The organism is Streptomyces sp. Isolate_45 (assembly GCF_024721315.2).
Taxonomy (GTDB): Bacteria; Actinomycetota; Actinomycetes; order Streptomycetales; family Streptomycetaceae; genus Streptomyces.
Window position 1 is genome coordinate 1 of sequence record NZ_JANFAK020000119.1, and the last position, 26537, is coordinate 26537.

The window sequence follows — 26537 nt, forward strand, 5'->3', positions numbered from 1 at the left end:
CCAGGAATCGGACGGCACTTACGGAGCCCCGAGGATCACCGCCGAGCTCCGTGAGGACAGCGGTGAGGCGGTCAACCGCTTGCGGAGCCCTGGAGGCCTGGCGGCGCACTCGCGAAGCACGGTCTGCCCACCCTCGCGGCCCGCAACACGGCCCTGTTCGGCAAGGCCGGTGAACTTCCGCCGATCATCATGTGCGACCTGTTCGGAATCCAGAGGAACACCGCCACTCAGTGGGCGGCTTTGGCGCAGGACAGCTGGGCCGGCTACCTCGCGGCTCTCACGACTCAGAACAAGATGTCGTAGCAGTAGGGCGCAGCCTCACATCCGGGATCGCAGCACGTCGACCTCGCAACCTGGCGCGAATGGGTCGAAACCATGCTCGACCAGCCAGCGAACCGCCAGCAGGCTTCGCAACGACCACCACGCGTGGATCACATCGAGGTCGATGTCAGTGCCGTAGCCGGCGATGACGTCGTCGAGGTGCTCCTCGTGTCCGAGCGTGAAGGTGGCCAGGTCGTACAGGGCATCACCCTGGCCCGCCTCGGACCAGTCGATGATGCCCGTGACCTCGTCGCCGTCGACGAAGACGTGCGCGATCTGCAGGTCGCCGTGCGTGAACGACGGAGTCCACGGCCGGAGCGCGGCCTGGGCGACCAGGCGGTTGCGGGTGACCAGTTCGGCGGGCAGGATGCCGTTCGTCACGAGCAACTCACACTCGTCATCGAGTTCCGTCGCCAGCGCGGCGATGCTCCGGCCGGCCCCGCCCGGCCGGGGCGGCAGCGGCGCGTCGTGCAGCTTCCGGATGGCGGCGCCCGCAGCGGCCCACGCCGCCGGCGACCCGGTCGACGGCCCGCCGAGGCGCCCAAGCGTCGTCCCCGGGAGTGCGGCGATCGCGAGCACGGGCGGCTTGCGCCACAGGACCTCCGGGGTCGGGACCGGCGCGAGGGACATCGCCTCGACCTCGAAGTCGATGCGCGCCTGATCGGCGTCCACCTTCAGGAACACGTCGCCGACGCGCAGAGTCGCGCGTTCGGAATGGGCGACGACGACTTTGACCTCATCCATGGGCGACCAGTATCCCGGGGATGATCGCCGACGTCGCCGGGTTTATCGCGTGCGATTACGCGGCTGGCCGCATCCCGCTGCCCGGCGGCCTCGTGTACGGCACCGACCTCAGACCAGGTCAAGCAGTCCTCAGAGCCGCTGAATAGCGCACTACCAGAACACGGCCTCTTCACCAGTAGACGACGCCGGCTCGCTGAGCGTTCACCCCGATCACGGGTGGTCCTGGCTCTGCCTACCGTCGAGGATGTCCACGAGATTTTCGAGTATCCCAACGAGCTCTGCGGTCGGCATTTTCGCCCCGAAGACCTCGCCCGCATGCTCAGGATGCTTGCGCAGGTGTTCGTCCCGCCAAAACTGCAGCGTGATCAGTGACCCGTCCCCGTCTCGGAAGAGGTGGGTCGTCACATTGTCGGTCGTGGGGCCCCAGTCCAGGACACGGAACCGGCTGCGAAACTCGAAGTCGGCTTCGGTTTCGTCGTCAGCTCCGGCGCGGAGCATGAGACGCCGGTGTGTGGCTCGCGGGGACAGACCATCGAACGGCAGTGCAGAGGCCATGCCGGACCGCAGCCACGCGGCCGTGTCCCGTACGTCGCGGCGGAACTGCCTGACGAAGACCATGTTGTCGTCGCAGGTCAGCCACTGCCCCGCAGCCCAGATGTCCACCCGGCACAGCTCGTGGTCCCAGTCACCCACTTCCGTGGCGAACCGCTGCCTGTCTCCCAAAATCGTGCTCACGCCGGGACCCTCGCAGGCCACGCGTTCGTCCGCAAGTAAGTTCCCCGCGCCGCAATGGCCACCACGCGGCACTGGGGCTTCATGCACCGCCTCGACGACGCCGGCCTGCTCGACTTGTCGCGCGCCGTCCTCGACTCCGCCCACGTGAGGGCTGGAAAGGGGGCGAACTCACAGGTCCGAGCCCCGTGGACCGCGGCAAGCCCGGTTCCAGGATGCACGTCCTGTCGAACGCGAACGGATTGCCCCTCATCGTCGGCGTCACCGCGGCCAACACCCACGACAGCCTCGCGCTGAAGCCCATGGTCATGGGCCACCAAACGAGACACGACCCCTACCGCGGCCGCCACTTCAAACCCCAACGCCTCCACGCAGACAAGGCCTACGACGCCCCCCACCTGCGGAAATGGTTGCCCGGCAAACGGATCGGATTCCTGCGGCGGCCATGGTGTGCGGCCTGGTCCTCACGCTCATTCCGTTTCCAGGCATGACGGCGGTGGCCCCAAGGTCGCGGTCCGCCGGGGCTTGGTAACGCCAGACGCGCGAACCGTGACGAGCCGAATCCCGAACGTGCGCCCGCGGTCGTGCGATGTTGGAATTGAAGGTGGTGATGTGCGCGTCGGCGGCGTGCGGCCGTCACGCATCGCCAGTGGACTACAGGGCGAGGAGTCGGTATGGGCGTCGACGAATTCTCCGAGATGGGGCCGGTCGATTACCTGATTCTGGAGTTTCCCGGTAATCGCATGACCGGAGAAGGTCTGCCGCTGTTGCTCGATCTCGTCGACCGGAACATCATCCGCATCCTCGACCTGTCGTTCGTACGCAAGGACGCGGACGGCTCGGTCATTGCGCTGGAGATCGCCGACATGGACGGTGACGGTCAGTTCGACCTCGCGGTCTTCGAGGGCGCCTCCTCGGGCCTGCTCGGCGAGGACGACTTCAGGGAAGCCGCCGCCGTCCTCGAACCCGGCAACTCCGCGGGCGTCATCGTGTACGAGAACGTCTGGGCGGCGCCGCTGGCAGCGGCCCTGCGCCGCAGCGGAGCCCGCATGGTCGCCAACGGAAGGATCCCGACCGAGGACCTGCTGGCGACTCTGGAGGCCGTCGAGGCGGGTTCCACCCCCTAGCTAGCGGCCGACGCCCGCCTCACGACAAGGACACCTGCAATGCCTGGTCTACTCCGCGGGATCGCCCGCACCGCAGTCATCTCCGGTACCGCCACCGCCGTCTCGAACCGGGTGTCGCGCCGCCAGTCCGGTCGGTGGGCACAACGGAACGACGAGCAGACCGCTGCGGCGCCGCCCCAGCAGGCCGCCAGTGCGCCCCCACCCGCACCCGCGGCGTCCATGGACACCAAGATCGACCAGTTGAAGGACCTCGGTCAGCTCAAGGAGCAAGGTCTGCTGACGCAGGCCGAGTTCGAGTCCCAGAAGCGCCGCATTCTCGAAGCTTGACGTCAGGGCCCTTGCCCATCGGCCCCACGAAAGCCGTCACGGCCGTCACGATCGCCACCGGGACCGGGGCGTGGAATTCGGGGATGGGAGCTACCCCGGCCGGGCAGCGGCCGGGGCTCGATCGTTGGTCCGGTGACGCCCGTGACGCCTCCGTCGCGGTGCGCGCCATGCGCGATCTCGGCTGCACCGGGGAGGGGCCAAGGGATTTTCCGGCTCCTGGGTCGACTCTCAGGAATTGAGGACTTTCGCCTTGGCCTGCTCGTACTCGACTGCCGTGATGTCGCCGCGGTTCTTGAGTTCCGCCAGCCGCGACAGTGCCTCGGCGTCGTTGGTGGTGCCGGCGCTATCGCGTACGTAGGAGCGGAAGGCCTGCTCCTGCCGGTGGGCTCGCCTGATCTCTCGTTCGCCCATCCCGCGACCTCGGGCGACCAGATAGATGAGGACGCCCAAGTAGGGCAGCACGATGACGAAAATGGTCCATCCTGCCTTGCCCCAGCCGTTCATGTCGTCGTCACGGAAGATGTCGCCGATGACACGGAAGAGCAACATGAACCAGAGCACCCAGAGGAAGCACAGCATCATGGTCCAGAACATGTTCAGCAGCGGGAAGTCGTAGTCCTCTGCCAGGTTGAGCAGGGAGTTCCGCATGGCGTGTTCTCCTGTTGGTCGTGGCGGCCCAGCAGGCCCTGAAGTCCGCGTCCGAGCACGGCATCGTGGTCGGTCGTGTCATGCGGGTGCCGGGGCGAAGGGGTGCAGCTCGTCCGCGCCGGGCTGGACGACGCCGTAGCTGCTTTCCGGTATTTCGTTCCAGGCGCCGGGCAGATCGCCGGGGGGTTCGGACACGATCAGGCGGGTCTCCTCGGAGACCTCCCGCAGGAATGCGACATCGGGGTGCAGCCTGCGCAGTGCGTCCACCCGGCTGCTGTAGAACAACGACCGCGACGCGTGCCCGCTCGAGTAGCGGAAAGCCCAGACGCGCTCGCCATCGGTGATGGCGAGGGTCATCTGGAGCGGGAACTCCACTCCGTGGTCACGGCCGGCGCGCTCCACAACTCCTGCCATCCGAGCCACGGCCGTGGGCGGGTCCCGGTCCAGGCCGAAGGTGAGGGCCAGGTAGAACATCACCTCGGAGTCGGTCGTCCCTTCGATGTCGGCGTACAGCGCGGGGTCGACGAGCAGGATGAGGTCCCGGCGCATGACGTGGAATCCGGAGATGGCGCCGTTGTGCATGAACATCCAACGGCCGTGCCGGAACGGGTGACAATTCGACTGCTGCACCGCCGTCCCGGTCGACGCCCGGATGTGGGCGAAGAACAGCGGGGAACGGACATGGTCCGCCATCTCCCGCAGGTTGCGGTTGTTCCACGCGGGACCGACGTCTCGGAGCAGCGCCGGAGTGTCGACGTCCTCCGCGTACCAGCCGACACCGAAACCGTCGCCGTTCGTGGTTTCCACGCCGAGCTTGGAGTGCAGGCTCTGGTCGATCAGTGAGTGGGCGGGTTTGTACAGGATGGTGTCGAGCAGCATGGACGTGCCCGAATAGGCGAGCCATCGGCACATGCGCATTCACCTGGATCCCTAGGCGCGCTCGGAGTGGGAGAGCCCGAGCATGGATTGCCGCGGTTTCCGCGGGCGGCAGCGCGACTCGCCCGGATCTTGTCCGGCAATCTCATTTTCGACTCCCTCTCCGGGGCGCGCCACACGGGGCGGGAACACCGCTCGTTCCCCCCTTGCCCCTTGCTCTTGGGAAGCGTGGCCACCACGGTCGGAGCTTGGCCCAGGGGGCCCAGCGGTCGCTCCGAAGCCCTCGCCGACGACGCCCCGGCGTCCACGTAGTCGCCGCCTCACCGGGCGGGAACCCGCCGCCCGCCGCAGGTGGAAGCGAGCGCCTTCGGCTGGTTACGCCTTGGCCGAGCGGGGCTGGGTCGTGGGGATCCGCTGGGTGAAGAACAGAGCGATGAGTGCGGCGAAGGCGAGGATGGCCAGTGCGGCGCGCAACCCGTCGAGTCGCGCGGCGGCGTTCGCGTCCAGCGCGTCCTGTGTCAGCTCCTCGCTGGTGCCCGCTTCGATAAGAGCGCTCTGCAGTTGGGCGTCGGAGAGGAACGGCACACCGCTTTGGAGTTCGACGGCCGACTGGCTCTTCACACTGGCCGGGACCGCCGGATTCTCCTCCACGCTCGCGAGGAAGGAGGACGTGAGCGAGGCGATCAGGAGCGATCCGGCGAGTGCGGTACCGATCGAGGCGCCGAGGTTGGTGACGGCGTTCTGGACGCCGCCGACCTCCGCACTCGCTTCCTCCGGCATCGCGGACACGGTGACGGATCCCAGCTGGGAGGCGAGTGCGCCCATCCCGAGCCCGATCAGGAGCATGGGAACGGTGACCACTTCCGCTCCGGCGTCCGCGTCGAGCGCGGCCATCAGGATCACCGCACCGACGAGCAGCGCAGTGATTCCGCTCCGGACCACTCGCCGAGGTGAGACGTTCGGGAGGAAGCGCGGGATGAGGACGGCGGCTGCGAGCAGGGTCACCGAGAGCGGCAGGAGGCGGGCGCCGGTGGCGAGCGCGGACAGGCCCAGGGCGACGGAGAGGTAGAGCGGGACGACGAAGAAGACGCCCATCTGGACGAGGTACTGGAAGAAGAACATCGTCAGCCCGCCGGTCAGCTGCTTGTTCTGCAGCATCGCGGGGTCGAGGAGCGGTTCCTTGTGCTGCTGTACGAGGCGGGCCTCCCAGCGGAGGAACAGCCAGGTGAGCCCGATGCCCAGCAGCATCAGCCACACGGTCAGGGACATTCCGAGCAGGGCGGGTGCGTCGGGCTTGGGCTGGAACCAGCCCCACTCGTCCGAGCGGAGCACGCCATAGACGAAGCTCCCGAGCCCGGCAGCCGAGAGCACGGTACCGATGAGGTCGATGCGCGGTCGTTCGTCGCTGACCGTCTCGGCGATCGGACGGGCAAGGGCCAGGATGCCCAGTACGACGAGGACCTCGCCCGCGAACACCCATCGCCAGGAGAAGTACGTGGTCGCGACACCGCCGATGAGCGGGCCGACCGCGATCGCCACCGCGCCGGCCGCGGCGACCAGCCCATAAGCAGCGGGACGGCGCTCCGCGGGGAAGTTGCCCGCCACCAATGCCACGATCGCGGGCAGGATCAGCGCGGCCCCGATCCCCTCCAGGAACGCCCAGCCCAGGAGCAGCACGGGAAGGTTCGGTGCGAGGGAGGTGGTCAGGGAGCCGCAACCGTAGATGACGCACCCGATCATGAATGCGCGCTTGCGGCCGATCAGCGCCCCGACCTTGCCCCCGGGGATCATGAACATCGCCATCACCAGGGTGTAGGCCGTGATGGCCCCCTGAATCCCGGCGACGGTCGTGTTGACGTCCTCGGCCACCGTCGCGATCGATACGTTCATGACGGAGCTGTCGAGCGCCATCAGGAATTGACCGGCCGCCAGTGCCAGCAGGACGAGTCGCGCCGTTGCCGAACCCTCGGCAGTGCCTGCTCGGGATGCCATACGCGCATCGTCCCAGCCACTTCGGAAGGAGTTCCGCGACCCGCCCCGGAGGTCGACCGGTTGGCGGACCGGCGTCGGCGGTGTGTCGCTTCGGGCGGAGTCGCCAAGAACCACCTGCACGAAACTGACGCGAGGAGCACCGGATTGCGCCTCATGGTGTGGCAATCGCCCTTCGCCCGAGTCATCACATCCGGTACGGGGTACCACCCAGCATGATCACTTTTGGGGTCGAAGAGGAATACTTGCTGGTCGACCCGGAGACACTCCTTCCTACCCCGCTCGTGCAGCAGGTACGTGCCACGGCCCGTCTGGCGCCCATCGCGGACGAGCGAGAGGTCCAGGACGAGCTGCTGCAGGCTCAGATCGAAGTCGCCACCCCTGTGTGCACGGCCCTTGTGGAAGTGGGAGGTCATCTCCTGCGGTTGCGCCAGGCGGTCGCCGCCGCCGCGCAGGCGAACGGCTGCCGCATCGCTGCCTCCGCCACCGCGCCGGTCAGGACCGCCTCGCCCGTACCCATCACAGCCACGGCGAGGTACGCGAAGATGCAGCAAGAGGCCCGTTTGCTGGTCGATGAGCAGCTGATCTGCGGGATGCACGTCCATGTGGGGATGCCCGACCGCGAGACCGGGGTGGCCGTCCTGAACCGGCTGCGTGTCTGGCTTCCGACGTTGTTGGCGATGTCCGCGAACGGGCCCCTGTGGGACGGGCGGGACACCGGCTTCGCCAGCTGGCGCACGATCATCTTCGGCCGCTGGCCGATCAGCGGCCCGCCACCGCACTTCGCTGGGCTCGCGAACTACGAGGCGCGGGCCGATGCGCTGGTGGAACCCGGGGTGATCCCGGACAGGGGACAGCTGTACTGGCACGCCCGGCTCTCCGAGCGCTACCCGACGATCGAGGTGCGCTGCTGTGATGTGCAGCTGGAGGCGGACGACGCGGTGATGCTCGCCGGTGTCATCCGCGGGCTCGCCGCCACCGCGATCGCCGAGGAGAAGGCTGGAGTCACTCTCGTGCCATGCCGACCGGAGCTCCTGCAGGCCGCGACGTGGCACGCGGCCAGACACGGACTGGGCGGCACACTGGTGGACCCGACGGGTCGTCTACGGAGCAGCGGGGACGTGGTGTGCGCGCTCCTTCGGTACATCGGCCCCGCCCTCGAAGAGAACGGTGATCACCGCGAGGTGACCTCGCTTGTCCACCGGCTGCTCCAGCGGGGAACCTCGGCCGACCGTCAGCGCCGCGCCCTGGCCGAAGCCGGCCTGCCGGCGGTCGGCACGCTGATCACTGCGGGGGCCACCACCGCGTGAGCTTGCCGGGTCAGGGGCACCCTCTGTCAGGGGCAGGCGCCGGCGGGATCATCGTGGACGAGGGCGCAGACCATCTGTGCGCCGCGCCGGTGCTCGGGGTACTTCGAGAGCAGCTCGGCCTTGAAGTCGTTCCACTGGCGGGTGATCTCGGCGGTGGCCCCGGCCGTCGCTCGCCGGAAGTTGTCGCTCTTGGAGCGGGCGGATGCGGGGGTGTCCTTGTTCAGGGCTCGGTTGTGGGAGACACGGCCGTCGCAGTCGGGGGGTTTGACGCCGGTGGAATCGAAGTCGGGGTAGCAGCCTGTGGTGAGCTCCGCGGGGATGCGCTCGCGGGCCTCCCGGGTCCAGTCGGCGTCTTTCATGACGCTGTAACGGCGGATGTCGAGGAACGGCGCCGTGCCCGGCCGCTCCAGGCCGGGCGGGTTGCCGAGGCCGATCGGGCCGCTCGCGGGCCGGTCGCTCCAGTTGGAATGCGAGTAGAAGTCCTCGATCTGGTGCCACCCGCGACCGAGCTGTTCGAGGACGGCGCACTTGGCCCGTTGGGGCCTCTCGTCCCACGTGCAGTGCGAGGACAGGTCGCTCTGGTCGGCGCGCACCTTGCCGTCGGCGTCGACGAGGCCGTCGGCGGCCTCGACCGCGTTGCGGAAGCGGGTGACGGAGGTACGGATGCAAGCGAGGAGCTCCGTGGTGGCCTCGTCCCGGGTCCGGGGATAGCCGGAGGCGTAGCGGGGGGCGAGGTAGTCGGCGTTGTCGCAGTGCAGGGGTCCCACATCGAAGTACGGCGGGCGGTCGTTGGCGTTGATCGCCCCGTCGCGGGCGTCGGCCATCTCGGTCAACGTGACGGGCTGCCAGGGCAGTGCGGCCCGGGTGATCTCCTCGTGGTTGCCACCGGTGTAGGCATGGGCGGGGCCGGCCGGCACGGTGGCGAGAGCAGCCGTCAGGAGGCCTGCGAAAGCCGTGCAGGACATTCGGGGCAGCCAGGACGGTACAGGGCGGGACATGCGAGGCTCCAGGCGTGCTGGGGGCGTGGGCGGCGCGGCGGCATGGTCCATGCGACCCGTAGCAGACGCGAGGTGAACGCGGTAACAGCCTCGGTCTGAGCTTCGACGGATTCCAGAGCTCTCCTGGTCTGCACCCTAAGGGAGCCACTCGACGGGGATCCCGGTCGATGGCTGGGCGCGGAGACCTTCAAACGGTTCCCCGGCGGCGAGATTACAACCATGCCTCCATGCTGCGCGTCCCGCGCCGGCTCCGCATGCGTTGTCTCCTCCGTGGCCCTGAAACGGGGTGATCGCGTCGACCACCGGCCCGCGATCACGCCACCGACATGCGGGTGGGTAGGTGCGCCTCTACCGTCGCGGCATGGGTGATACAGATGAGCCCCGTGAGGGCCTTGCCGGCCGGGTACACGCCCTGACCCGACGCAACCTGGTTGTCGTCGTCGTGCTTTTCGTGTCCAGCGTCGTCACGGCCGTCAGCACACTCGTCACAGCCGTGGGCGTGGTGAGGAAGTCGACCACGGACTGGCGGCCGGCCGAGTACAGCAAGCTCCGGTCTCTCCGCGGCGGACACACCATTGAGCGCTTCACCCAGATTCTTGGCCATGCTGCGTACCGGGTTCCGATGCCCGAGTTCGTGTATGCGCCCGACGAGGACAACTCCGGGCTGACCAAGCACGTATTCCGGCCACGCGAGGACTACCGGGTCGAGGTCATCACCGACCGCAGCGGTACGACGCTCGTATACGCGGTGACGTCATGCAGCCGAGCGTTCAAACCCGCCATTTGAGGTGAACCACAACACCGAGAAGGGCCGGTTCACGATCACCCATGGCTCCCCTCTGGCTGACGTACGCCCCAGGGCCACGACCGTGTACCAATGGATGACGCGCACGGGCGCTCGTCAATCTGCCGTCTCGCAGCGTGAGGGCACCGGCGACGAAGACGGGAGGCGCGAGTACGCCTGGGGCAGCACCGACGTCTGTCCCCTCACCTCCAAGGAGGCCAGACGGGACTCGGACAGCCTATGGAGCGAGTGGGAAGCATGGCGAGGACGTCGGACGGCTGACGCCGACGACGTCTACACGGCCGAGCGCAGCGACCCGCGAACAAGATCGCTGATGGAGCGCTCCGAAGTGAATGTGTACGTCGAGACCGCACCGCAAGGTTCGATCCAGCGCTACTACCCGGCCTTGCTCGGGGTCAACAGGAGCAACGCCGACTAAAGGTGCACGTTGTCGTGGAAGCGGTGAAGCGGTCAATGAGGTCGCCACGGGTGAACATGCTGGGTCCGCTCCTGGCGCTGGAGCCGGCCCACGGACCGGCCGCCACCCGGGCCGTTGCCGCCCCGCTGCCTGCTGGTCGGCTGATGTGCTCGGCTGACGTGCGCGAGTCGCTGACGACGCGGGACGTGATGTGCGCCCTGCCCCGCCGTAATGCCGCTCTCATGATCGAATGCTGATCGCCCCGGACCCGGTTGGTGGCGCTTGCGCCCTTACGGGCTCCGCTCCCGACCGCCCTTGTGGCCCCTCCCCCTTGTCTCGGCGATGACATCGCCGAGAGCGTGAGCGGCCAAGTCGGTGACGTCCTGGTGTGCCTGCCGCGCAAAGCCCGTCTTACCGGGGAGGTTGGGCTCAGGGCATGCGCTGCGGTCGGGGTGGAGTCGTGAACGGAAACTCGGGTCTTCACCGTCGGCAGGTACTGCTCGCCTCAGTGCGTTCGCTGTCGACGGCGGCACTCCTCGTGACCGCCTACTACCTGCTGCCCATGGACTCGGCCTTCACGGCCACCACCGTCCTCGCGCTCCTCGGTGGCATCGCGGCTGTGGCCGGGCTCCTGGCCTGGCAGATCTACCGGATCACCCTCGCTCCGCGGCCCGGCCTGAAAGCCATGGAAGCCATGGCAGTCACCGTGCCGCTGTTCATCCTGCTCTACGCCATCGCCTGCTTCCTGCTGGCACACAGCGCGCCGGGCAGCTTCAGCGAACCCCTCTCGCGCACCGACGCGCTGTACTTCTCGATGACCGTGTTCAGCACGGTCGGGTTCGGGGACATCACCGCGCGCAGCGAGCCCGCCCGCCTGCTGACCACGGGGCAGATCACGCTGAACCTGCTGCTGCTCGGCGTTGCGGCCCGGCTCCTGGCCAACGCGGTCCAGCGCGGCCGCCAACGTCGTGACCAGCCGGCCGGTCCCGGCGGGAGCGGCAGCACGCCGCCCGCCCCCTGAATCGCCCTCTCGGACCCGGGCGGTGCGGCCCAGGTCCGAGAGGGTCGGGGTCCGGCGGCGGTCCTGCCTACTGGCTACCGGTTTTGAGGTAGTCGTCGACGTGGCGGGCGGTGTGGTAGCCGCTCTGGATCGCCCCGTCGATGAAGGAGCGCCATCCGATGGCCGAGTCGGCGCCGGCGAAGAACAGCCGTCCTTCGGTGGTGCGCAGGTCGGGCAGGATGCTTGCCAGCTGTCCGGGCCGGTAGATGCACCAGGTGCCCAGGGAGAGAGGGTCGTTGGACCAGTCCCATCCGACGATGGATTCGACCTCGACGCCGGGCAGCAGCGGCTGGAGTGCTTCCTGCATGCCGGCGGTGTCGTCGAAGGCGGACATGGGCAGGCGGTCCGGGTTGCTGGAGAACGCGACGACCCAGGTGCCTTCCGGCCCGCCCTTCGCGTAGGTGACCACCCAGTTGACCGCGTAGGCCTCGGGGGCGAGCACGCTCACGTTCCCGATGTCGCCCTTGACCTTGACGATGCTCTTGCGGCCGGCGCCGGCGTGCCGCTCATCAGCGGCCCTCCGCTTGGTGTCGGACAGCTGGGGCTCGAACTCCACACTGTTCAGGACGTTCATCGGCAGTGCGATCACGGCCGTGGGCGCGGTGATCGTGTCGCCGCCCGCGAGCTCGACGCGTACCTCCCCATCGCTCTGGACGACACGCGTGACGTGCGAGTTGAGGCGGATGTCGGCGAGCGTGGCCTGCCCGGCGATGCCGTCGATCAGCTCGCGCGTGCCCTTCACGAGCTTCGTCGCCGTCAGGGCGGCCGATGCCTGCTCGGCGCTCCACCCGGACAGGGCGTAGGTGCGCAGGTACTCGGTGACGGCGGACTTGTCGAGCGGGCCGAGCGCGACCGCGCAGCACATCGACTCCAGCCAGTCGTACAGCACCGGGTCGGCCTTCACCGTCTCCAGCAGACCAGACATCACCGCCGCTGCCGATGAGGCCGGCGGGGCAATCCCTCCGATGCCGGAACCGCGCCGGCCCGGTCACTATCGCTCGTGAACCGGAGGCTCCACGGTGGCGCAGAGGCCACCACCCATGAACCAGGTCCGCCACGGGGGCGAGGACGGGCCTGTGTCAGACGGCCTGACCGAGGCCGGCGGCGGTCAGGTCCTGCTCGCGCGGCGGGGGTGAAGTTGACGTCGAGTTTCGGATCGTACGCGTCGGGCTGGATGCTGTCGGATAAATCCTCATCGCCCAAGCGCGGAAGGCGGCAACTTCGCCGGGCTTGATCTGCTGGTGCTGAGGAATCCAGTCCGCGGTGGCAGCGTTCAGGAGGTCGGCCACGCCCAGGTGGTGCCAGTCCTCGCCGAAACTGTTGTCGGCGCGCATCAGTGGGGCGACCTTGTCTCGGATGCCTGCCACTTCGTCCGGGCCCGGACCGGCCTGTTCCAGGCGGGCCTGAGTGGCGGCCTTCCGCTCGGTGGTGAACTCGGTGTCGAGGAAAGGCTCAAGAAGGTCGCCCCACACGTCGGGCCTGGACCGTCGGGGAATCCAGTCGTCGATGCAGAAGCGTTCCAGTTCGGTACGCCGTTCAGCCGAGACGAAGACGGTCTCTCCCGAGACGGTGCGGATCTCCGATGGGAGGCATCCGGGTCGGCATCCCGTATTGACCGCCCACCGGCTGCCGACGGCGCGGATCAGCTCGGTGAGCGGTGTCTCGGCGGGGCAGTGGGCGAACTCCGGGACTGAGCGGCTGCCCCCTACGGAGGTCGTGGCGAACGCATCGGGGACGACGGAGCGAGGTCCTCGATGCTGCTCGGGAGGTGGTGAAGATCGTGATGAACTCGCGGTTGATAAATTGGGGGACGGGCTCGGCGCCGGCCGGGCGGGCGGGCGGGCGGGCGGGCGGGGGATTCGAACGAAATGGCCTTCTCTGTGCGGCAAGTGACAGCTCGAACGCGACACGTCAGAGTTCCGGCGTGAGCGAGACCCGTGATCTGACGTCGGCGGAAGCGCGTGTATGGCGGGCCTTTCCGCGAGGCGAGTGCGTGGACCTTCGCGCCGCCGAGGACGAGGATCCGGCGCTCGGCGACGCCTGGGGCGCTGAGCGGACCGTATGGGCGAGAGTGCTGCGGGCACTGCTCGTCAAGGCTCCGCAGGAGGAGGGTGAGATCGCCGCGCTCAGGATCACGGGGGCGCGGATCACCGGCGTACGGACCTGAAACACGCCTCGATCGATGCCGCCATCCGGCTGGGCCACTGCCGATTCGACGGCGTTCCCGACCTGTACGGTGCCCAGTTGCGCGAGCTCGATCTGAGCGAGTCGATTCTGCCGGGCCTGACCGCGCAGACCTTGAGGGTCGAGGGGGTGCTGCGGATGACAGGCTGCCGTATGCGGGGCCGGTGCGGTTCGGCGGGGCGCAGATCTCCGGGGTGTTGTTCATGGAGAGGGCGGAGTTCACGGCACCGGACGACTCGGAGCCGGTGCTGCAGCTCAACCAGGCCGTGATCGGTGCCGACCTGTGGGCCCCGGAGATGCGCGCGAACGGACAGGTACGACTCACCGGCGCCTCCATCGCCGGGCGGATCAACGTTCAGGACGCCGAACTCAACCAGCCCGGTGGCACCGCACTGGACGCACAGAACCTCACCGTGGGAGCCCATGTGCGGGCACGGCGCGTACGTACGCAGGGCGGGGTCGAGCTCCGGGGCTCGCGCATAGCGGGCCGTCTCGACCTGCTCGACGCGTACCTGTCGCGTCCGAGCGGCACGGCGCTTCGGGCCAGCAGCTGTGTCATCGGCGAACTCTGGCTGCTCGGTGGCGATCGCATCGAGGATGCCCTGAATCTGCGGCGTTCTCGTATAGAGATCATGAACATCGATCCGAAGGTGCTGCCGGACCAGGTGTACATCAGCAATCTCACCTACACCGTGCTGACCCCGCACGAGCCCGCCGACAGGCGCCTTCCGATGCTGGAGCGAGACAGCGACCTTTATGAGCCGTACGGCTACGAGCAGTTGCCGGCGGCCTATCGCCACGTCGGTGACGACGACGCGGCCCGACTCGTCCAACTGGCCAAGCAGCGCCGCCGGCGCACCACACTCACCTGGTACGGACGCCTGTGGGGCCACCTCCAGGACGGCATCGTCGGCTACGGCTTCCGCCCGTCGCGCGCGGCCGTCTGGTTGCTGTCGCTCATGGCCATCGATCTGGGACATCGTGCCCGGCACGACGGTGGCGGGCATCGGCGCCGGCATGGTGATCGCCGCCCTGTTCAGCTTCATCCTCGCCGCGGTCGACGACGACGAGATCGGTTCCGCCTCCGGCGTCCTGTCGGCCGTGCAGGCCATCGGCGGCTCCATTGGCGTCGCGATCTTCGGCTCGGTGTTCTTCGCCCAGGCCAAGACAGGTGACTTCACCGGCGGATTCCACCGAGCGCTGATCGTCCAGGCATGTCTGCTGACGGCGTTCCTCGCGATCACCTTCCTGCTGCCCAAGAAGGGCCGCCCCGACGACGAGCAGCACGGCATCGCCACCGAGCCCGCCACCGGCTCCGAGGCGAAGCAGCACCTCACCGCGTGAAACACGGCTGGGGAGAGCGCCCACGAAAGCGGTCTCCCCAGCACCGACGTGGGCCGGCCGGACAACCCGACCGACCGCACGCCACGGGAAGAGCCCCGGGCGAAGGCCGCTGTCGGATTACGGGACAGCCTTTGGTGAACACCGCGACGGGCAAGGTGATCACAAAGCTGTCCGCTCAGCACCGGGCCGTGGACTTCCGTGACTTCCTCGACGAGATCGACCGCCAGACCGACCCCGGCCTGGCGGTCCACGTGATCTGCGACGACCCAACTCGTCGTGGATCAACCAGGTCGGGCGGTGGTTCGCCGAACTCGAAAGGCGTTGCCTCACAGGCGGGGTGTTCTGCTCTCTCGACGACCTCAAGGCCGCCTTCGAGAACTCGATCATGCTCTGGAGCCGAGGGCCCGGTGCCGGCGTCGCCGGTGGTTCCCTCGATACCAGCGGAGGCTCCGGTCCGCAGAAGATACCGGCGGCCATCCCGCTGACGGACGACGAACGAGCCGCGGTGGACGACGACCAAGCCCCCTTGACCTCGGTATCCCCGCTCAAGCCACTCTGCTACCGGTCATCGCGATCAACCGGGAACCGACAGGGCGGTAGCCCTCAACGGCCCAACCGGTGCCGAACGTAGCCCGGCTGGGCACCGCCGACCTCCATGCGGTTCTCGTCGAGTCCGTTGGCGATCCGCAGACAGTCCCCGGCGAAGGCGAACTCCACCGCCACCGTTCCAGTCGCAAGGTCATGGCCTGCGGGCCGCCACTCAAGGAGCGCGACCTCGCGCAGTTCCTGACCGACAAACGGTTCGAGGCGCTCATCAAGGTGAGACCACCGGGGCGTCAGTGCGAACCGCTCCCACCCGGCGATGTCCGCTGTGGTGTCGATCGTGTCCCAGCCGATCGAGAGCTCGTCGAACTTCCAGTGGCAGACCTCCACCTGGATGCCGTCGAAGTCCAGCACCACTGGGCAATCGGCGAACCAGTCCCCGTCCTCGGCGAAACGCACCACGGCGAAGCCCGTCAACCGCCTCCCGGCCAGCGTCACCAGACGTGACTCGTGCGCCTGCCGAATCGCCTCGAACCCGACCAGGAAGGACGGCTCGAAACCAGAGATCCCCATGTCCACAGCCTGAGTGTCTCGGCCTTCCGCCCAATCGGCCAACACATATCGACCAGCAGGATCTTCCGAGCCACTTGACGGATCGGATCCCACAGAAGGTGCGGGAAACCGCGCGGGAGCCAGCGCTACCGGACCCCGGTCCGGTCCACGTACAAGATCGCGTCCATGACGCCGCGCAGATCACGTTCGGGCAGTCGTTCGACTTGAATCCGAATCACCCAGTCATGGCTCTCGGCTCGACCGAGTGGGTCCCAACGACGCTGGCTCTGAGCGATGGGCGTTTGGCCTTGGGGGATGTCATCGGCGAGAGCAGGTTCATCACCTCTCTACTTGGAATGCGGGGCAAGGCGCGAGTGCGGGTGGCGGTGGATGATCCGGAAGGGATGGCTCGCGCCGTCGACATCTTCTTCAGGACCGACGAGGTGTGATGGCGTGAGTTTGTCCGACCCTCGCCGCATTGAAGAGCCACCGGAAGGCGGTGGGCTCGGCTTCGAACTGTGCGTGCGTATGCGTCTCGCCTGAGACGAGCCGGGCCATGGCAGTCAGGAACTCCTCTGCAGCTGGTGATGGAGGAAACGGTGAGTTCGACTTTGGCCTGTTGGTCTTCAATGGTGCAGTTGGCCCAGCCGTGTCCCTCCAGCCTCCAGGTCATGCGCATGCCCGTTGTCACGTCCGGTCCGTGCTGAGCGGCGCCGGCGGTATGCCCGGCGGAGGAAGGTCGACAACTCTGGCACCTGGGAGGCTTGACGCCGACCGTGTGGCGCAGTGCTATGGATTACGTGTGGAGGGGGCGTTGGGTGACCGACGAGGACAGCGACGCTGAGGGCCAGGGCGACGATCGTCCGCGCGGCCCGGATCCTTCAGGATTCGAGGACCATTTCTGGCTGGTGGTGCTCGCGCTGATCGTGGTGATTCTCTTCCTGGTCGGTCTCGTGGGCGCGACCACCGGGCCCGCGAACCAGGACGGGTATACCGGCTGGCGTTGAACAGGTGAGACGCGAGGAGTACGGCCGCGCTGCCTGTAACCGACTTTCGTCCCCGGCCGGCCAATTTTATGAGACCCGGCCGCCCCTCGGACTCCGTCTGGAGGGCCCTTCGAGCTCACAGAAACGGACATAAGTGGACGTATTCGGCGCTCTGTGGGGTTCAGTCGGGTGGTGACCGCCAATGGTCTCCTGCGGCGTATCGACTCCAGGTGCCTCCGGCCTCAGAGGCAAACTTGGCTATGGTGCACCGGTGACAGCCGAGAGCTTCGGCGACCACTGGTGCGGGCATTTCGAGTACGTGTTGCCGGATTGAGGCTGTGCGGCCGGCGGTGGTGGGGATACCGATGCCGTTGATGAACGCGGATAGAGCGTCGGGGTGCATCAGTTCTGATGAGGCCGTCGGCGAAGGGGGTGGACTTGCCGGGGTCCCGGTTGTAGGGGTCCCGGACGTTGAACCGGTAGTCGAGTGAGACCTTGGGCGCCCGTGAGCGTCCGGGGAGACGGTAACGAACCCGGAGACGTTACGCGCGTGGGCTCCCGCCACGAGAAACGGGGTCGGGCTCGAACCGGGCCGAATACCGGGCCTGAGTTCCACGGCCCGCTCCGGTAGGGCGTCGGCCAACCACGCGGCCGCGGGCATCTCGTACGTGGCGGAGGCGAGTAACGCACGCTGCCCGTCACAGCAGGCGTCGCACGGCCTCCATGATCGCGCTCCGGCATTCCGCCGGGTTCGATGCCAGGACAGTCGTCGCCGGCATGCTTGCGGAATTCGTCGGGCTCCAGGCCGAGGCGATGGCCAGGACGAGGGTGAGAAGCGTGGCCGGGGCGAAGCCCGGTGTGCCCGCCCGGTCCTTCCGGACCGCTTCCAACGAGGCGAGCTTGTCGTTGCGGGTTGGCTCGGCGACGGCAGGGTCCCGTTCCACGGCAGTGCCGCGTTCCAGTCGGTGCCAGGTCGCCAGGCGGAGCACCTCGGGGTGCTTCTGGTAGAAGTCGAACAGTCGCCCGGCGTAGTCCGGCAGGTCGTCAGGTGTGAAGGGCACCATGTCGAGGCCTCGCCCGAGGTGCGCGTCGAAGACGGCGTCGAAGAGCCCGTCCTTGTTGCAGAAGTAGACGTAGATGAGGTTCTTGTTCGCCGAGGCGTCCTTGGCGATCCGGTCGACGCGGGCTCCCGCGATCCCGTAGGCCGCGAACTCCTGGGTCGCCGCGTGGAGGATGCGCGCCTTCGTGGCGTCGGCTCGGGACATGGGATTCATGCTAACAGCGCCTCATGGATCTTGCCGGAGCGTAAAGACTCGTTGCCATTGCCGCTGGCAGGTAAGCACTTTCGCCGCCGGAACCACTGTGAGTTCGGTGGTCAGACCGTGCCCCCGATGGCCGCCCGGGAGGCCAGATCGCTGGTGAAGTGGCGTGCGCGCCCGTGGTGGTGTGAACACTGGATCCATGAGGCCGTGTGCCGCCTTCCGCAGACTGCAGGGATCGAAGTGCTTTATCAGGACGATGAGTTGCCGCTGATCGGCGATGGCCGGGCCGAAGGCCGAGGCGATGTGGAGATCCAGGACGAGGCGGGCCGGAAGACCACAGCGAAGTTGCCCGAGGGAGTGGATGGCATCGCGAAGCTGGACTCACTCGGCGCGCGGCACGGCGGGGGGACCCGGATCGGGCCGGCGTAGTGGTGGTGATCGAAACCAACCGCGGTTCGTGGGTGGGTCCTGATCGCCTCCGGTTACCGGGCCTGCGCGATCAACCCGCGGCAGGTCGTCCGCTTCAAGGAGCGGTGCGGCACCTTCGGGGCCAAGAGCGACGAAGGCGACGCGCAGGCGCTCGTGGACATGGTCCGCATCGACCGTGACCAGCTGTGGCCGGTGGCCGGGACAGCGAGCAGGCCCAGGCCGTCGAGGTCGTCGCAGACCTGGTCCGGGAACGGACCCGCACCTTCCAGCGGCTGCGGACCTTGCTGCGGGAGTACGACTCCGCCGCCCTGTCCGCCTACGCGGACCTGACGCCGGCAGCACGGATGCCCTGGAACTGCTGATCAAGGCGCCCACCCCCGCGAGTGTGACGAACCAAGACGCGGAAGATGCCGGCACGAGCCCGATCACCCGGGCCTCCGGCAGGGGCCACACCGTCCAGGCCCGCCACGTCCGCGACAACCGACTCGCCGACGCCCTCCAACGCCAGGCATTCGCCGCCATGCGCGCCTCACCCGGCGCCCGGCATTACCACGACGAATAACGCGCCCGCGAGGCCGACTACAACCCGGCCCTCCGCCGGCTCGGCAGCCGACTCGTCGCCATCCTCAACGGATACGTCAAAACCCGCACCCACTACGACGAAGCGACCGCCGGTGCCTCACCACCCTCCCCTGTCCTCGCGACCAGGGGCCGGTACGCGACGTGTGTCGTCACCTCAGTCCGAAAGCGTCGATCAGTGCTTCGGAGGCGAACAACATCACGGTGCACCACAGGGTGACGCCTGCCATGAGCCAGCCGATCAGCCGCCACCGGGGCAGGCCGAGCGCCGTGCCCAGCATGGCCGATCCCCAGGTGCCGAAGAGCGCCGGTCCGATGATGCCGAAGCCGATCACGCCGTACCGGTTCACCACGCGCCGGGCCCGCCGGCCGGTCGGGCCGTCGAGGCGGTTCCGGCGATTATCGGGCGGCGACCCGGCGGTGACGGGGCGCCGCTTTGAGCGCCAGGCCAGCCATCGAGTACGCAGCCACCCGGCCGCGAAGACGGCGGACAGCAGGCACCCGGCCGCGCCGAGGAGCACGGCGATGAGCGCGATGGGCGGGGCGAGGGAGATCGAGAGGCCGAAGGGCACGGCCGGGGTACCCAGGGCGAATCCGGCGAGCACGGCCCAGACGAACTTCAGCACGTATCACTCCTCGTCGTTGGGACGGACGCCACGTCGGTTTCGCGACGACAGTTGACTAACCAGTTATTCTATCGCGATGACCACCTCACCATCCGCCTCAGCATCCTTACCGGGCAGCTCGGTTGAGCGACTGGCGGCATCCAGGTACGTACTTCTCACGACGTTCCGCCGGGACGGGCGGGCAGTGCCCACTCCGGTGTGGGTGATGAGGGACGGGGACTGCCTGGCCGTGTGGAGCGCAGCCGACGCCGGCAAGGTCAAACGGATCCGCAACAGCGGCCGGGTGACCGTCGCCCCCTGCGACTGGCGGGGGGCCCCGAAGGGGGAGCCTGTGCCGGGTGTCGCCGAGTTGCCCGCCGACCAGGACACCGTTCACTACCTCGACCTGATGAAGCGTAAGTACGGTCTCGTCGCGCGGGTCGGCTTGCTGGGCAGCCGACTGAAGGGGCCCGGGCACCGCACGGCGGGCATCCGGATCCGACTCGCGGAGTGACCCTTGCCGGGGGCCCTGCCGTGTCCGGCCCCCGCGCCCCGCCCGAACCCTTGTTGACGGGCCGTCGGATCTCAGGCAGCCTTGCCTCAAAGATTAACTATCTAGTTAGTCACATTTTCGAACGGAGTGGCACCGTCATGTCGTTACCCACCGGCGAACTCACCAGCATCCCGCCCGAATCAAGGCCCTCGTCCCTGCGGTCCTCGCGGCGGTGGTGGGCGCTGGCCGTGATCGGTCTGGCCCAGTTGATGATCATGCTGGACGCCACCATCGTGAACATCGCGCTGCCGTCCGCTCAGGCCGACCTGGGTTTCTCCGACAATGACAGGCAGTGGATCGTCACCGCCTACGCACTCACCTTCGGCAGCTTGCTGCTGATCGGCGGGCGTATCGCCGATCTCTTCGGTCGCAAGCAGACCTTCCTCGCGGGTGTCATCGGTTTCGCCGCCGCCTCGGTGCTCGGCGGAGCCGCCGGCAACTTTGAACTCCTGGTGCTGGCCAGAGCGCTCCAGGGTGTCTCGGGTGCCCTGCTGGCCCCGGCGGCCCTCTCCCTGCTGACGACCCTCTTCACCGACGTCAAGGAACGGGGCCGGGCATTCTCGATCTTCGGTGCCATCGCGGGCGCCGGCGGCGCGCTCGGCAATCTGCTCGGCGGCGTGCTGACCGAGTACCTCAACTGGCGTTGGACCCTCTACATCAACCTGGCGTTCGCGGCGGCGGCGTTCCTGGGCGGTCTGCTGCTGATCGAGCGTCAGCCCCGGGCGACCCAACGCGCCAAGCTCGACATCCCCGGCGCGGTACTGGTCACCCTGGGGCTCTTCGGCCTGGTCTACGGGTTCTCGAACGTCGAGTCGCGCGGGTGGGGTTCTCCCGCCAGCTGGGGTCTGCTGGTTGGGGGCCTCGCCCTGCTCGTCCTCTTCGCGTACTGGCAGTCGACGACGGCCCGGCCGCTGCTGCCCCTGCGCATCCTTCTCGACAGGGATCGGGGTGCCTCGCAGATCGCCATTCTGGTCGCCACCGGAGGCATGTACGCGGTCGCGTTGTTCCTCGCCTACTACATGCAGCAGACGCTCAAGTACACCCCGGTCGAGGCGGGGCTCGCCTTCCTGCCCATCCCGGTCGCACTGGTCGTTGCCTCCGGCCTGGCCGTGGGGGTCCTGATGCCCCGGGTGGGGCCGAAGATCGTGATTCCCCTCGGGATGGCGCTGCTGGGCGTGGGCATGGTCTGGTTCACCCGTCTGGAGCTGGACAGCACCTACGCCTCAGGCATTCTGCCGCCGCTGATCGTCCTGGGCCTCGGTCTCGGCATGGTCTACGCGCCGGCGATCGACCTGGCCACCTACCGGGTTCACGAGGACGATTCCGGTGTGGCCTCCGCGGCGGTCAACACCACGCAGCAGATCGGTGGTTCGTTGGGGATCGCCGTCCTCAACACGCTCGCGGCGAGCGCCGCGAGCAGCTATCTCAGCAGCCGGCAGGCCACGCCCGAGGTGTTCGCCGAGGCGGCCTTGCACAGCTATTCCACCGCGTACTGGTGGGCGGCCGGCCTCGCAGCCGTCGGCCTCGTCGTGACCTTCCTGCTGTACCGCCCCGGCGTTCGGGAAAAGTCCCCCGACGCGGTGAAGAAATGGCGGCCGCCGCCAACCTCCCCGGCCGTTCGAACATGACCCGCGACGACCTCGTGAAGGCACTGTCCCGCTCATGACATCCTCCCCGCCCTAAACCCGCCTGCCTGCCGGTGGTGACCGGCTGGGGCTTCGGGTGAGTTCCTGTTTCATCGGGCCGTGCCTGGTGTGGAATTGCCACACCGGGGCTTACCGGTCCTCCACGGGCGTTTAGACCGTGTCCTATGTGGTGAGGCGTCGTTGATGTCGGTATGGGGCGGGGTACTTGGAGTTGGATTGTTCCGGACGGGCTGTGGGAGATCGCGGAGCCACTGATCCCGCCGTCGAAGGTGCGGCCGCAGGGCGGCGGGACGCAGGACACGCCTGATGAGACGCTGTTCGCGGCGATCATCTACGTCCTGGTCAGCGGATGCGCCTGGCGGTCGCTGCCGCCCTGTTTCGGGATATCGAAGTCCACGGCCCACCGCAGGTTCCTGATCTGGTCCCGGGCCGGAGTGTGGGGCCGGCTGCACGAGGAGATTTTGCACCGCCTCGACGACGCCGGCCTGCTCGACTTGTCGCGCGCCGTCCTCGACTCCGCCCACGTGAGGGCTGGAAAGGGGGCGAACTCACAGGTCCGAGCCCCGTGGACCGCGGCAAGCCCGGTTCCAGGATGCACGTCCTGTCGAACGCGAACGGATTGCCCCTCATCGTCGGCGTCACCGCGGCCAACACCCACGACAGCCTCGCGCTGAAGCCCATGGTCATGGGCCACCAAACGAGACACGACCCCTACCGCGGCCGCCACTTCAAACCCCAACGCCTCCACGCAGACAAGGCCTACGACGCCCCCCACCTGCGGAAATGGTTGCCCGGCAAACGGATCGGAGTCCGTATCGCACGCAAGGGCGTCGAGTCATCGGAACGGCTTGGCCGCCGCAGATGGGTGATCGAGCGGACGATGTCCTGGCTGACCGGCTACCGCCGGCTCAACCACCGCTACGAACGCGATCCCCGCAACTACCTGGCCCTTCTCGGACTTGCCGCCGCCTCGCCCCGCGGACCGGGCCGCCTTGGACCTGTGCTGCCTGCTCGCCCTCCGCGCCGGCACCACCGCGCTCGACCTCGACGTCCGCCGCGCCGCAGAGGTTGCCTGCGCCTCAGTATCGCAGCGGCCCGCGACTTCCTGTCGTGTCGGTCAGGCCGTTCCCTGGTCCAGGGCGCTGACGACGTCGGCCGCGAGCCCGTAGCCGGGACTGTCGTCCAGGAGTGCCTTGCGGGCCTTGTAGCGCTGGGTGGTGCGCGAGTCCTTGTGGTCGGCCCAGCGCTGAACCTTGTCCGGGCGGGCGTTGGGCTTCGCCAGGTGTGGGTGGCGTCGACCTTGGTGCCGTGGGGCCCGCGCAGCGGCAGGTTGGCGTGCTTGGCCAGGGCCTGGAGGGTGCGCCAAACGGCCGGTTCGTCGAGCTGCCCGCCGCTGGCGGTGCAGAACAGCCACCCTGACGACTTCCGGCCGTCGAGGTAGCGCACCGACCTCGTCACCCGCGATCAGCTCTGCGTCTCCTCGCGGCGTCCAATAGCGGCCGCATCGGGTACGACGAGCAGCTTGCCGGTCGTACGCCGGGCCTCCAGATCGCTGTGGGCCTGGGCCGCCTCGGACAACGCGTAGCGGCCCGTGACGGTGACCTCAAGCGCCTTGGAGCGCACCCACTCGAACACATCGGCGGCCCGTCGGAGCAGTTCGGACCGATCAGCGATGAAGTCCCCGAGGCTGGGCCGGATCAGGGTCAGCGAACCGCCGTGGGCGAGCCGAATCGGATCGAACGGCGGCACGGCACCACTTGCCGCGCCGAAGAGCACGAGATGGCCGCGGGTTCGCAGGCTGGCGAGGCTCGCATCGAAGGTGTGCGCGCCGACGCCGTCGAAGACAACCGGCAGTCCCTGACCGCCGTTGAGCCGCCTCACCTCGGCTGCGAGATCGTCGACTGCGGAGGAAAGGATCACCTCGGCGGCCCCCGCACGCTTCGCCAGCTCGGCCTTCGCCGCGGTCGACGTCGTGCCGATCACCCTGCCGCCGAGATGGGTGATGAGCTGGGTCAAAAGCAGCCCCATGCCACCGGCGGCCGCATGCACGAGCACCGTGTCGCCCCCCTGAACCCGGTAGGCGTCCTTGACGAGATAGTGCGCGGTCATGCCTTGGAGGAGCACGGCGGCGGCCGTCTCGAAGCCGATATCGTCGGGCAGCGGCACCAGCCGGGAGGAGTCCACGACGGCCCGCTCGGCATACGTGCCGGGAATCTCCACCCAACCGACCCGGTCCCCGACTGCGACGCCGGCGACGCCGGGTCCAACTTCGACGACCGTGCCGGCGCCCTCAGAGCCCGGGGTGAAGGGCAGCGGGAGGCTGTACCGGCCTTCGCGGTGGTAGACGTCGAGGAAGTTGACCCCGGATGCGGCGACCTCCACGATCGCCTCGCCCGGACCCGGCCGCGGCTGGTCCACCTCGGCCTCCTGCAGCACCTCGGGACCGCCCACTTCGTACACCTGAATCGCTCGCATGACCCTCCAATTAACGGCTCATCCCCCACCAACCCCGTTGATGGCGATCCGATTCCCGGCAAGCAGACCAGCCCGCCGCGACGACGGGGCCACCCTCACCGTCCGGCTGGGGGACCCGCCGTCCCCGCTTCCGGAACCCGTCGCTGACCTCATGCGGGCATACGTCCAGTCCCGCCAGCACCTGCCCTACGCCAGCAGTAGGAGCTCCCAGTGGCTCTTCCCCGGCCGCCGGCCCACAGCCCATGAATCCGGTCAGCCTCCAAGTCCACCTGCGAAAGATCGGCGTCCCGCCACAGCGCGGCAGGACCTCCGCGATCCGCCAACTCGTCCTCCAAGCCCCAGCCCCCGTCATCGCGAAGGCGCTCGGCTACCACGACAGGACAGCCACCCGCCTGGTCACCGAGGCCGGCGGAACCTGGAGCCGGTACGCCCCGGGTGACCACGGGCGCTGACCCGGCAGAACCTTGATCCTGAGAGCAGGAGGAAGGTTCAATCGCCGGATGGCTGAGACTGACATCGACCTGGGCGTCGTGACGGCGCCGTCAGGAGTCCTCGTGTTGGGGATGGCGTCGTGGATCGACTACTGGCCGCAGCTGGGCCGACCGCTGTCCGAGCGCGCAAGGGCCGCGGCATCGGTCGGCGGCGGACACGTCCACGACTGGATGTGTGAGATGGTCGCGGTTCGCGCCGCCGATGACAGGCCGTTGATGGTGCGGGCTGGCACGGCGGCGTCGCTCTTCGACGGAGGACCAGCCGTCGCAGTCCTTGAGATCGATCTCGGTCTGCCATGGGCCGGCACCGCCGCCGGGGACGAGCCGATCATCCTTGGCGACCTACCGGTCGACCGTTGCGGCATGGTGCTTGGTGACGCGCTTGCCCTGGACTCCTGGACCGGAGACGGCCATCCATCAACCGACGGCCTTGCCGACGTCGCCTACTGGGGAGGCTACGCGGAGGCCGCCCATCTTCAGTTCGGCGGAGACCTGATCTTGCGACACGGCGGTTACGTGCGAGGGTGGCTTGGCCTCCCGCTGGATGACGCCAAGAAGCTCGGCGACGCTCTCAACGACTGGAAAGGCGACGAACAGGGCCGGGGCGTCATGGTGGCAGTCGATGAGCACACCGACTTCCACCGCTTCAACCGAGCGAGTTGGACCCACCCGCTTCAGATCGGCGCCCTCGAGGTCGCTGACTGCTCCGTTCTGGGGATCAACTGGGACAGCGGCGACCACTCGATGCGACATCGCGGCGAACGCCGCTTCGGACAGGTCTATCCCGTGACTCTTCAGCCCGGCCCCACGGGCCAGACAACGATGCGCTGGACGATCCCGCCCTACGAACCCGGTCATCACGGCGCAGAGTGATCAGTAGGCACCACCGACTACTCAAGGTGGTCAAGCTGGAATCCGTCAGAGAATATGCGACACCTCAATATGCGGGCTTACCAGTCCCAAGGCTGTCTTCGGCCCCGGGGGTACGTGTACGGCGCGCCCGTCGACCTCGCCGACGTCGAGGTCCTGGCCGCCCTGCTCGGCCACTTCCGCAAGGCCCTGGCGGTGGAGAAGGGCTACAGCGACCTGCGCAGCCTGCTCTCCGACGCCGGTGAGTGGTACGGCGAGGAGAGTGGGGACCGGGTTCCGGAGAACGCCGAACACGTGATCAACCGGCTGTCCCGCGCCCTCGCCGTCCTCCAGCCGGACGACGAGGACACCCGCACGTTGCCGGCAGCCGTCACCGCGGCCGGGCCCGACGGGCGGATCGAGCTCGACTACGGGCAGGAGCAGGCCGCCCGGCGCTACTTCGAGCGGGTCATCAGCGCCGTCACTGAGGGCAAGGGGCCGATTGAGCGGGACCACATCCGGTTCGTCGAGTTCGGCTGACCTCGTTCCGGCAGCGGGGGGGGGGGGGGGGGGGGGGGGGGGGGGGGCGGGGGGGGGGGGGGGGGGGGGGGGGGGGGGGGGGGGGGGTGGGGGGGGGGGGGGGGGGGGGGGGGGGGGGGGGGGGGGGGGGGGGGGGGGGGGGGGGGGGGGGGGGGGGGGGGGGGG

Annotated in this window: 30 protein-coding genes and 4 pseudogenes; 21 read left to right on the top strand and 13 right to left on the bottom strand. The window is 68.3% G+C overall.

Annotated features, from left to right (window positions below; translation table 11 throughout):
- Positions 1-318: 318 nt before the first annotated feature.
- Entirely contained in the window at positions 319-1065 is a 747-nt protein-coding gene (locus NOD94_RS29690) for an aminoglycoside phosphotransferase family protein (protein WP_281209231.1), read from the bottom strand.
- A gap of 210 nt (positions 1066-1275) precedes the next feature.
- Positions 1276-1944, bottom strand: coding sequence for a hypothetical protein (locus tag NOD94_RS29695; RefSeq protein WP_281209232.1), 669 nt, complete (start codon positions 1942-1944; stop codon positions 1276-1278).
- Between NOD94_RS29695 and NOD94_RS29700 the strand changes: the two are divergent.
- From NOD94_RS29700 to NOD94_RS29710, 3 genes and pseudogenes are all read left to right on the top strand, one after another.
- Positions 1882-2228, top strand: a pseudogene (locus tag NOD94_RS29700) (transposase); the annotation flags it as partial. The gene NOD94_RS29695 and the pseudogene NOD94_RS29700 sit on opposite strands and share 63 nt — an antisense overlap.
- A 243-nt stretch (positions 2229-2471) precedes the next feature.
- Entirely contained in the window at positions 2472-2924 is a 453-nt protein-coding gene (locus NOD94_RS29705; protein WP_281209234.1) for a DUF6325 family protein, read from the top strand.
- A 39-nt stretch (positions 2925-2963) separates the two neighbouring features.
- A complete protein-coding gene (locus NOD94_RS29710) occupies positions 2964-3251 on the top strand; it encodes an SHOCT domain-containing protein (RefSeq protein ID WP_281209235.1) in 288 nt (95 codons plus the stop codon).
- A gap of 228 nt (positions 3252-3479) precedes the next feature.
- On the opposite strand, the gene NOD94_RS29715 is transcribed toward NOD94_RS29710, so the two are convergent.
- From NOD94_RS29715 to NOD94_RS29725, 3 genes are all read right to left on the bottom strand, one after another.
- Positions 3480-3899 (bottom strand): SHOCT domain-containing protein, encoded by a 420-nt coding sequence (locus tag NOD94_RS29715; protein ID WP_281209236.1) that lies wholly within the window; start codon positions 3897-3899, stop codon positions 3480-3482.
- Between the two features lie 78 nt (positions 3900-3977).
- Positions 3978-4811 carry a class II glutamine amidotransferase gene (locus NOD94_RS29720; RefSeq protein ID WP_281209237.1) on the bottom strand — a complete coding sequence of 278 codons (834 nt, stop codon included), beginning with the start codon at positions 4809-4811 and terminating at the stop codon, positions 3978-3980.
- 339 nt (positions 4812-5150) lie between these two features.
- Positions 5151-6767, bottom strand: coding sequence for an MFS transporter (locus tag NOD94_RS29725; protein WP_281209238.1), 1617 nt, complete (start codon positions 6765-6767; stop codon positions 5151-5153).
- 212 nt (positions 6768-6979) lie between these two features.
- Between NOD94_RS29725 and NOD94_RS29730 the strand changes: the two genes are divergently transcribed.
- Positions 6980-8074: a glutamate--cysteine ligase gene (locus NOD94_RS29730; RefSeq protein WP_281209239.1), complete on the top strand. Its 1095-nt coding sequence runs from the start codon at positions 6980-6982 to the stop codon at positions 8072-8074.
- A gap of 26 nt (positions 8075-8100) precedes the next feature.
- On the opposite strand, the gene NOD94_RS29735 is transcribed toward NOD94_RS29730, so the two are convergent.
- Complete coding sequence (locus NOD94_RS29735) at positions 8101-9072, bottom strand: hypothetical protein (protein ID WP_281209240.1); 972 nt, start codon at positions 9070-9072, stop codon at positions 8101-8103.
- Positions 9073-9433: 361 nt separating this feature from the next.
- Between NOD94_RS29735 and NOD94_RS29740 the strand changes: the two genes are divergently transcribed.
- From NOD94_RS29740 to NOD94_RS29755, 4 genes are all read left to right on the top strand, one after another.
- Positions 9434-9859, top strand: coding sequence for a hypothetical protein (locus NOD94_RS29740; protein ID WP_281209241.1), 426 nt, complete (start codon positions 9434-9436; stop codon positions 9857-9859).
- A 1-nt stretch (position 9860) separates the two neighbouring features.
- A complete protein-coding gene (locus NOD94_RS29745) occupies positions 9861-10295 on the top strand; it encodes a hypothetical protein (protein ID WP_281209242.1) in 435 nt (144 codons plus the stop codon).
- A 50-nt stretch (positions 10296-10345) separates the two neighbouring features.
- Positions 10346-10531: a hypothetical protein gene (locus NOD94_RS29750; protein ID WP_281209243.1), complete on the top strand. Its 186-nt coding sequence runs from the start codon at positions 10346-10348 to the stop codon at positions 10529-10531.
- Between the two features lie 203 nt (positions 10532-10734).
- Entirely contained in the window at positions 10735-11295 is a 561-nt protein-coding gene (locus tag NOD94_RS29755; protein WP_281209244.1) for a potassium channel family protein, read from the top strand.
- Positions 11296-11362: 67 nt separating this feature from the next.
- On the opposite strand, the gene NOD94_RS29760 is transcribed toward NOD94_RS29755, so the two are convergent.
- Both NOD94_RS29760 and NOD94_RS29765 read right to left on the bottom strand, forming a co-directional pair.
- Positions 11363-12259, bottom strand: coding sequence for an NAD(P)/FAD-dependent oxidoreductase (locus NOD94_RS29760; RefSeq protein ID WP_281209245.1), 897 nt, complete (start codon positions 12257-12259; stop codon positions 11363-11365).
- A 154-nt stretch (positions 12260-12413) separates the two neighbouring features.
- On the bottom strand, positions 12414-12806 hold the full coding sequence (locus NOD94_RS29765; RefSeq protein WP_281209246.1) for a hypothetical protein: 393 nt from the start codon (positions 12804-12806) through the stop codon (positions 12414-12416).
- Positions 12807-13258: 452 nt separating this feature from the next.
- Between NOD94_RS29765 and NOD94_RS29770 the strand changes: the two are divergent.
- Positions 13259-14486: pseudogene (locus NOD94_RS29770) on the top strand (membrane-associated oxidoreductase); the annotation flags it as partial.
- Positions 14485-14862, top strand: a pseudogene (locus tag NOD94_RS29775) (MFS transporter); the annotation flags it as partial. The pseudogenes NOD94_RS29770 and NOD94_RS29775, both read left to right, overlap by 2 nt.
- A 603-nt stretch (positions 14863-15465) precedes the next feature.
- On the opposite strand, the gene NOD94_RS29780 reads toward NOD94_RS29775, so the two are convergent.
- The gene (locus NOD94_RS29780; protein ID WP_281209260.1) at positions 15466-15978 is read right to left on the bottom strand and encodes a hypothetical protein; all 513 of its coding nucleotides are present in this window, start codon (positions 15976-15978) and stop codon (positions 15466-15468) included.
- Positions 15979-16052: 74 nt separating this feature from the next.
- On the opposite strand from NOD94_RS29780, the gene NOD94_RS29785 reads away from it, so the two are divergent.
- Positions 16053-16406, top strand: a complete 354-nt coding sequence (locus NOD94_RS29785; RefSeq protein WP_281209247.1) for a hypothetical protein — start codon at positions 16053-16055, stop codon at positions 16404-16406.
- A gap of 369 nt (positions 16407-16775) precedes the next feature.
- Entirely contained in the window at positions 16776-16964 is a 189-nt protein-coding gene (locus tag NOD94_RS29790) for a hypothetical protein (RefSeq protein ID WP_281209248.1), read from the top strand.
- A 677-nt stretch (positions 16965-17641) separates the two neighbouring features.
- Here the strand turns inward: NOD94_RS29790 and NOD94_RS29795 are convergent.
- On the bottom strand, positions 17642-18208 hold the full coding sequence (locus tag NOD94_RS29795) for a TetR family transcriptional regulator (protein ID WP_281209249.1): 567 nt from the start codon (positions 18206-18208) through the stop codon (positions 17642-17644).
- Between the two features lie 126 nt (positions 18209-18334).
- On the opposite strand from NOD94_RS29795, the gene NOD94_RS29800 reads away from it, so the two are divergent.
- From NOD94_RS29800 to NOD94_RS29810, 3 genes are all read left to right on the top strand, one after another.
- The gene (locus NOD94_RS29800; RefSeq protein ID WP_281209250.1) at positions 18335-18634 is read left to right on the top strand and encodes a hypothetical protein; all 300 of its coding nucleotides are present in this window, start codon (positions 18335-18337) and stop codon (positions 18632-18634) included.
- A 185-nt stretch (positions 18635-18819) separates the two neighbouring features.
- On the top strand, positions 18820-18996 hold the full coding sequence (locus NOD94_RS29805; protein WP_281209251.1) for a hypothetical protein: 177 nt from the start codon (positions 18820-18822) through the stop codon (positions 18994-18996).
- 23 nt (positions 18997-19019) lie between these two features.
- Entirely contained in the window at positions 19020-19196 is a 177-nt protein-coding gene (locus NOD94_RS29810) for a hypothetical protein (RefSeq protein ID WP_281209252.1), read from the top strand.
- Between the two features lie 169 nt (positions 19197-19365).
- On the opposite strand, the gene NOD94_RS29815 is transcribed toward NOD94_RS29810, so the two are convergent.
- On the bottom strand, positions 19366-19839 hold the full coding sequence (locus tag NOD94_RS29815; protein ID WP_281209253.1) for a small multi-drug export protein: 474 nt from the start codon (positions 19837-19839) through the stop codon (positions 19366-19368).
- Between the two features lie 76 nt (positions 19840-19915).
- On the opposite strand from NOD94_RS29815, the gene NOD94_RS29820 reads away from it, so the two are divergent.
- The 3 genes and pseudogenes from NOD94_RS29820 to NOD94_RS29830 all read left to right on the top strand — a co-directional run.
- Positions 19916-20332, top strand: a complete 417-nt coding sequence (locus tag NOD94_RS29820; RefSeq protein ID WP_281209254.1) for a PPOX class F420-dependent oxidoreductase — start codon at positions 19916-19918, stop codon at positions 20330-20332.
- Between the two features lie 137 nt (positions 20333-20469).
- Complete coding sequence (locus NOD94_RS29825; protein ID WP_281209255.1) at positions 20470-21999, top strand: MFS transporter; 1530 nt, start codon at positions 20470-20472, stop codon at positions 21997-21999.
- Positions 22000-22208: 209 nt separating this feature from the next.
- Positions 22209-22987 (top strand): annotated as a pseudogene (locus NOD94_RS29830) (IS5 family transposase); the annotation flags it as partial.
- Between the two features lie 147 nt (positions 22988-23134).
- On the opposite strand, the gene NOD94_RS29835 reads toward NOD94_RS29830, so the two are convergent.
- The gene (locus tag NOD94_RS29835) at positions 23135-23383 is read right to left on the bottom strand and encodes a hypothetical protein (protein ID WP_281209261.1); all 249 of its coding nucleotides are present in this window, start codon (positions 23381-23383) and stop codon (positions 23135-23137) included.
- A 98-nt stretch (positions 23384-23481) separates the two neighbouring features.
- Positions 23482-24492, bottom strand: a complete 1011-nt coding sequence (locus NOD94_RS29840; protein ID WP_281209256.1) for a quinone oxidoreductase — start codon at positions 24490-24492, stop codon at positions 23482-23484.
- A gap of 242 nt (positions 24493-24734) precedes the next feature.
- Here NOD94_RS29840 and NOD94_RS29845 point away from each other — a divergent pair, with 242 nt between their 5' ends.
- The 3 genes from NOD94_RS29845 to NOD94_RS29855 all read left to right on the top strand — a co-directional run bounded on the left by NOD94_RS29845 (position 24735) and on the right by NOD94_RS29855 (position 26372).
- On the top strand, positions 24735-24944 hold the full coding sequence (locus NOD94_RS29845; protein ID WP_281209257.1) for a hypothetical protein: 210 nt from the start codon (positions 24735-24737) through the stop codon (positions 24942-24944).
- 48 nt (positions 24945-24992) lie between these two features.
- Complete coding sequence (locus NOD94_RS29850) at positions 24993-25856, top strand: hypothetical protein (protein WP_281209258.1); 864 nt, start codon at positions 24993-24995, stop codon at positions 25854-25856.
- A gap of 114 nt (positions 25857-25970) precedes the next feature.
- A complete protein-coding gene (locus NOD94_RS29855; protein ID WP_281209259.1) occupies positions 25971-26372 on the top strand; it encodes a hypothetical protein in 402 nt (133 codons plus the stop codon).
- Positions 26373-26537: the final 165 nt, after the last annotated feature.

Excerpts from the sequence above, each read along its gene's own strand:
- NOD94_RS29690 (WP_281209231.1), bottom strand. The coding sequence starts at position 1,065 with ATGGATGAGGTCAAAGTCGTCGTCGCCCATTCCGAACGCGCGACTCTG.
- NOD94_RS29705 (WP_281209234.1), top strand. The coding sequence starts at position 2,472 with ATGGGCGTCGACGAATTCTCCGAGATGGGGCCGGTCGATTACCTGATT.
- NOD94_RS29710 (WP_281209235.1), top strand. The coding sequence starts at position 2,964 with ATGCCTGGTCTACTCCGCGGGATCGCCCGCACCGCAGTCATCTCCGGT.
- NOD94_RS29715 (WP_281209236.1), bottom strand. The coding sequence starts at position 3,899 with ATGCGGAACTCCCTGCTCAACCTGGCAGAGGACTACGACTTCCCGCTG.
- NOD94_RS29720 (WP_281209237.1), bottom strand. The coding sequence starts at position 4,811 with ATGTGCCGATGGCTCGCCTATTCGGGCACGTCCATGCTGCTCGACACC.
- NOD94_RS29725 (WP_281209238.1), bottom strand. The coding sequence starts at position 6,767 with ATGGCATCCCGAGCAGGCACTGCCGAGGGTTCGGCAACGGCGCGACTC.
- NOD94_RS29730 (WP_281209239.1), top strand. The coding sequence starts at position 6,980 with ATGATCACTTTTGGGGTCGAAGAGGAATACTTGCTGGTCGACCCGGAG.
- NOD94_RS29735 (WP_281209240.1), bottom strand. The coding sequence starts at position 9,072 with ATGTCCCGCCCTGTACCGTCCTGGCTGCCCCGAATGTCCTGCACGGCT.
- NOD94_RS29740 (WP_281209241.1), top strand. The coding sequence starts at position 9,434 with ATGGGTGATACAGATGAGCCCCGTGAGGGCCTTGCCGGCCGGGTACAC.
- NOD94_RS29760 (WP_281209245.1), bottom strand. The coding sequence starts at position 12,259 with ATGTCTGGTCTGCTGGAGACGGTGAAGGCCGACCCGGTGCTGTACGAC.
- NOD94_RS29780 (WP_281209260.1), bottom strand. The coding sequence starts at position 15,978 with ATGGGGATCTCTGGTTTCGAGCCGTCCTTCCTGGTCGGGTTCGAGGCG.
- NOD94_RS29795 (WP_281209249.1), bottom strand. The coding sequence starts at position 18,208 with ATGTCCCGAGCCGACGCCACGAAGGCGCGCATCCTCCACGCGGCGACC.
- NOD94_RS29800 (WP_281209250.1), top strand. The coding sequence starts at position 18,335 with ATGGCCGCCCGGGAGGCCAGATCGCTGGTGAAGTGGCGTGCGCGCCCG.
- NOD94_RS29820 (WP_281209254.1), top strand. The coding sequence starts at position 19,916 with ATGACCACCTCACCATCCGCCTCAGCATCCTTACCGGGCAGCTCGGTT.
- NOD94_RS29825 (WP_281209255.1), top strand. The coding sequence starts at position 20,470 with ATGTCGTTACCCACCGGCGAACTCACCAGCATCCCGCCCGAATCAAGG.
- NOD94_RS29840 (WP_281209256.1), bottom strand. The coding sequence starts at position 24,492 with ATGCGAGCGATTCAGGTGTACGAAGTGGGCGGTCCCGAGGTGCTGCAG.
- NOD94_RS29845 (WP_281209257.1), top strand. The coding sequence starts at position 24,735 with ATGAATCCGGTCAGCCTCCAAGTCCACCTGCGAAAGATCGGCGTCCCG.
- NOD94_RS29850 (WP_281209258.1), top strand. The coding sequence starts at position 24,993 with ATGGCTGAGACTGACATCGACCTGGGCGTCGTGACGGCGCCGTCAGGA.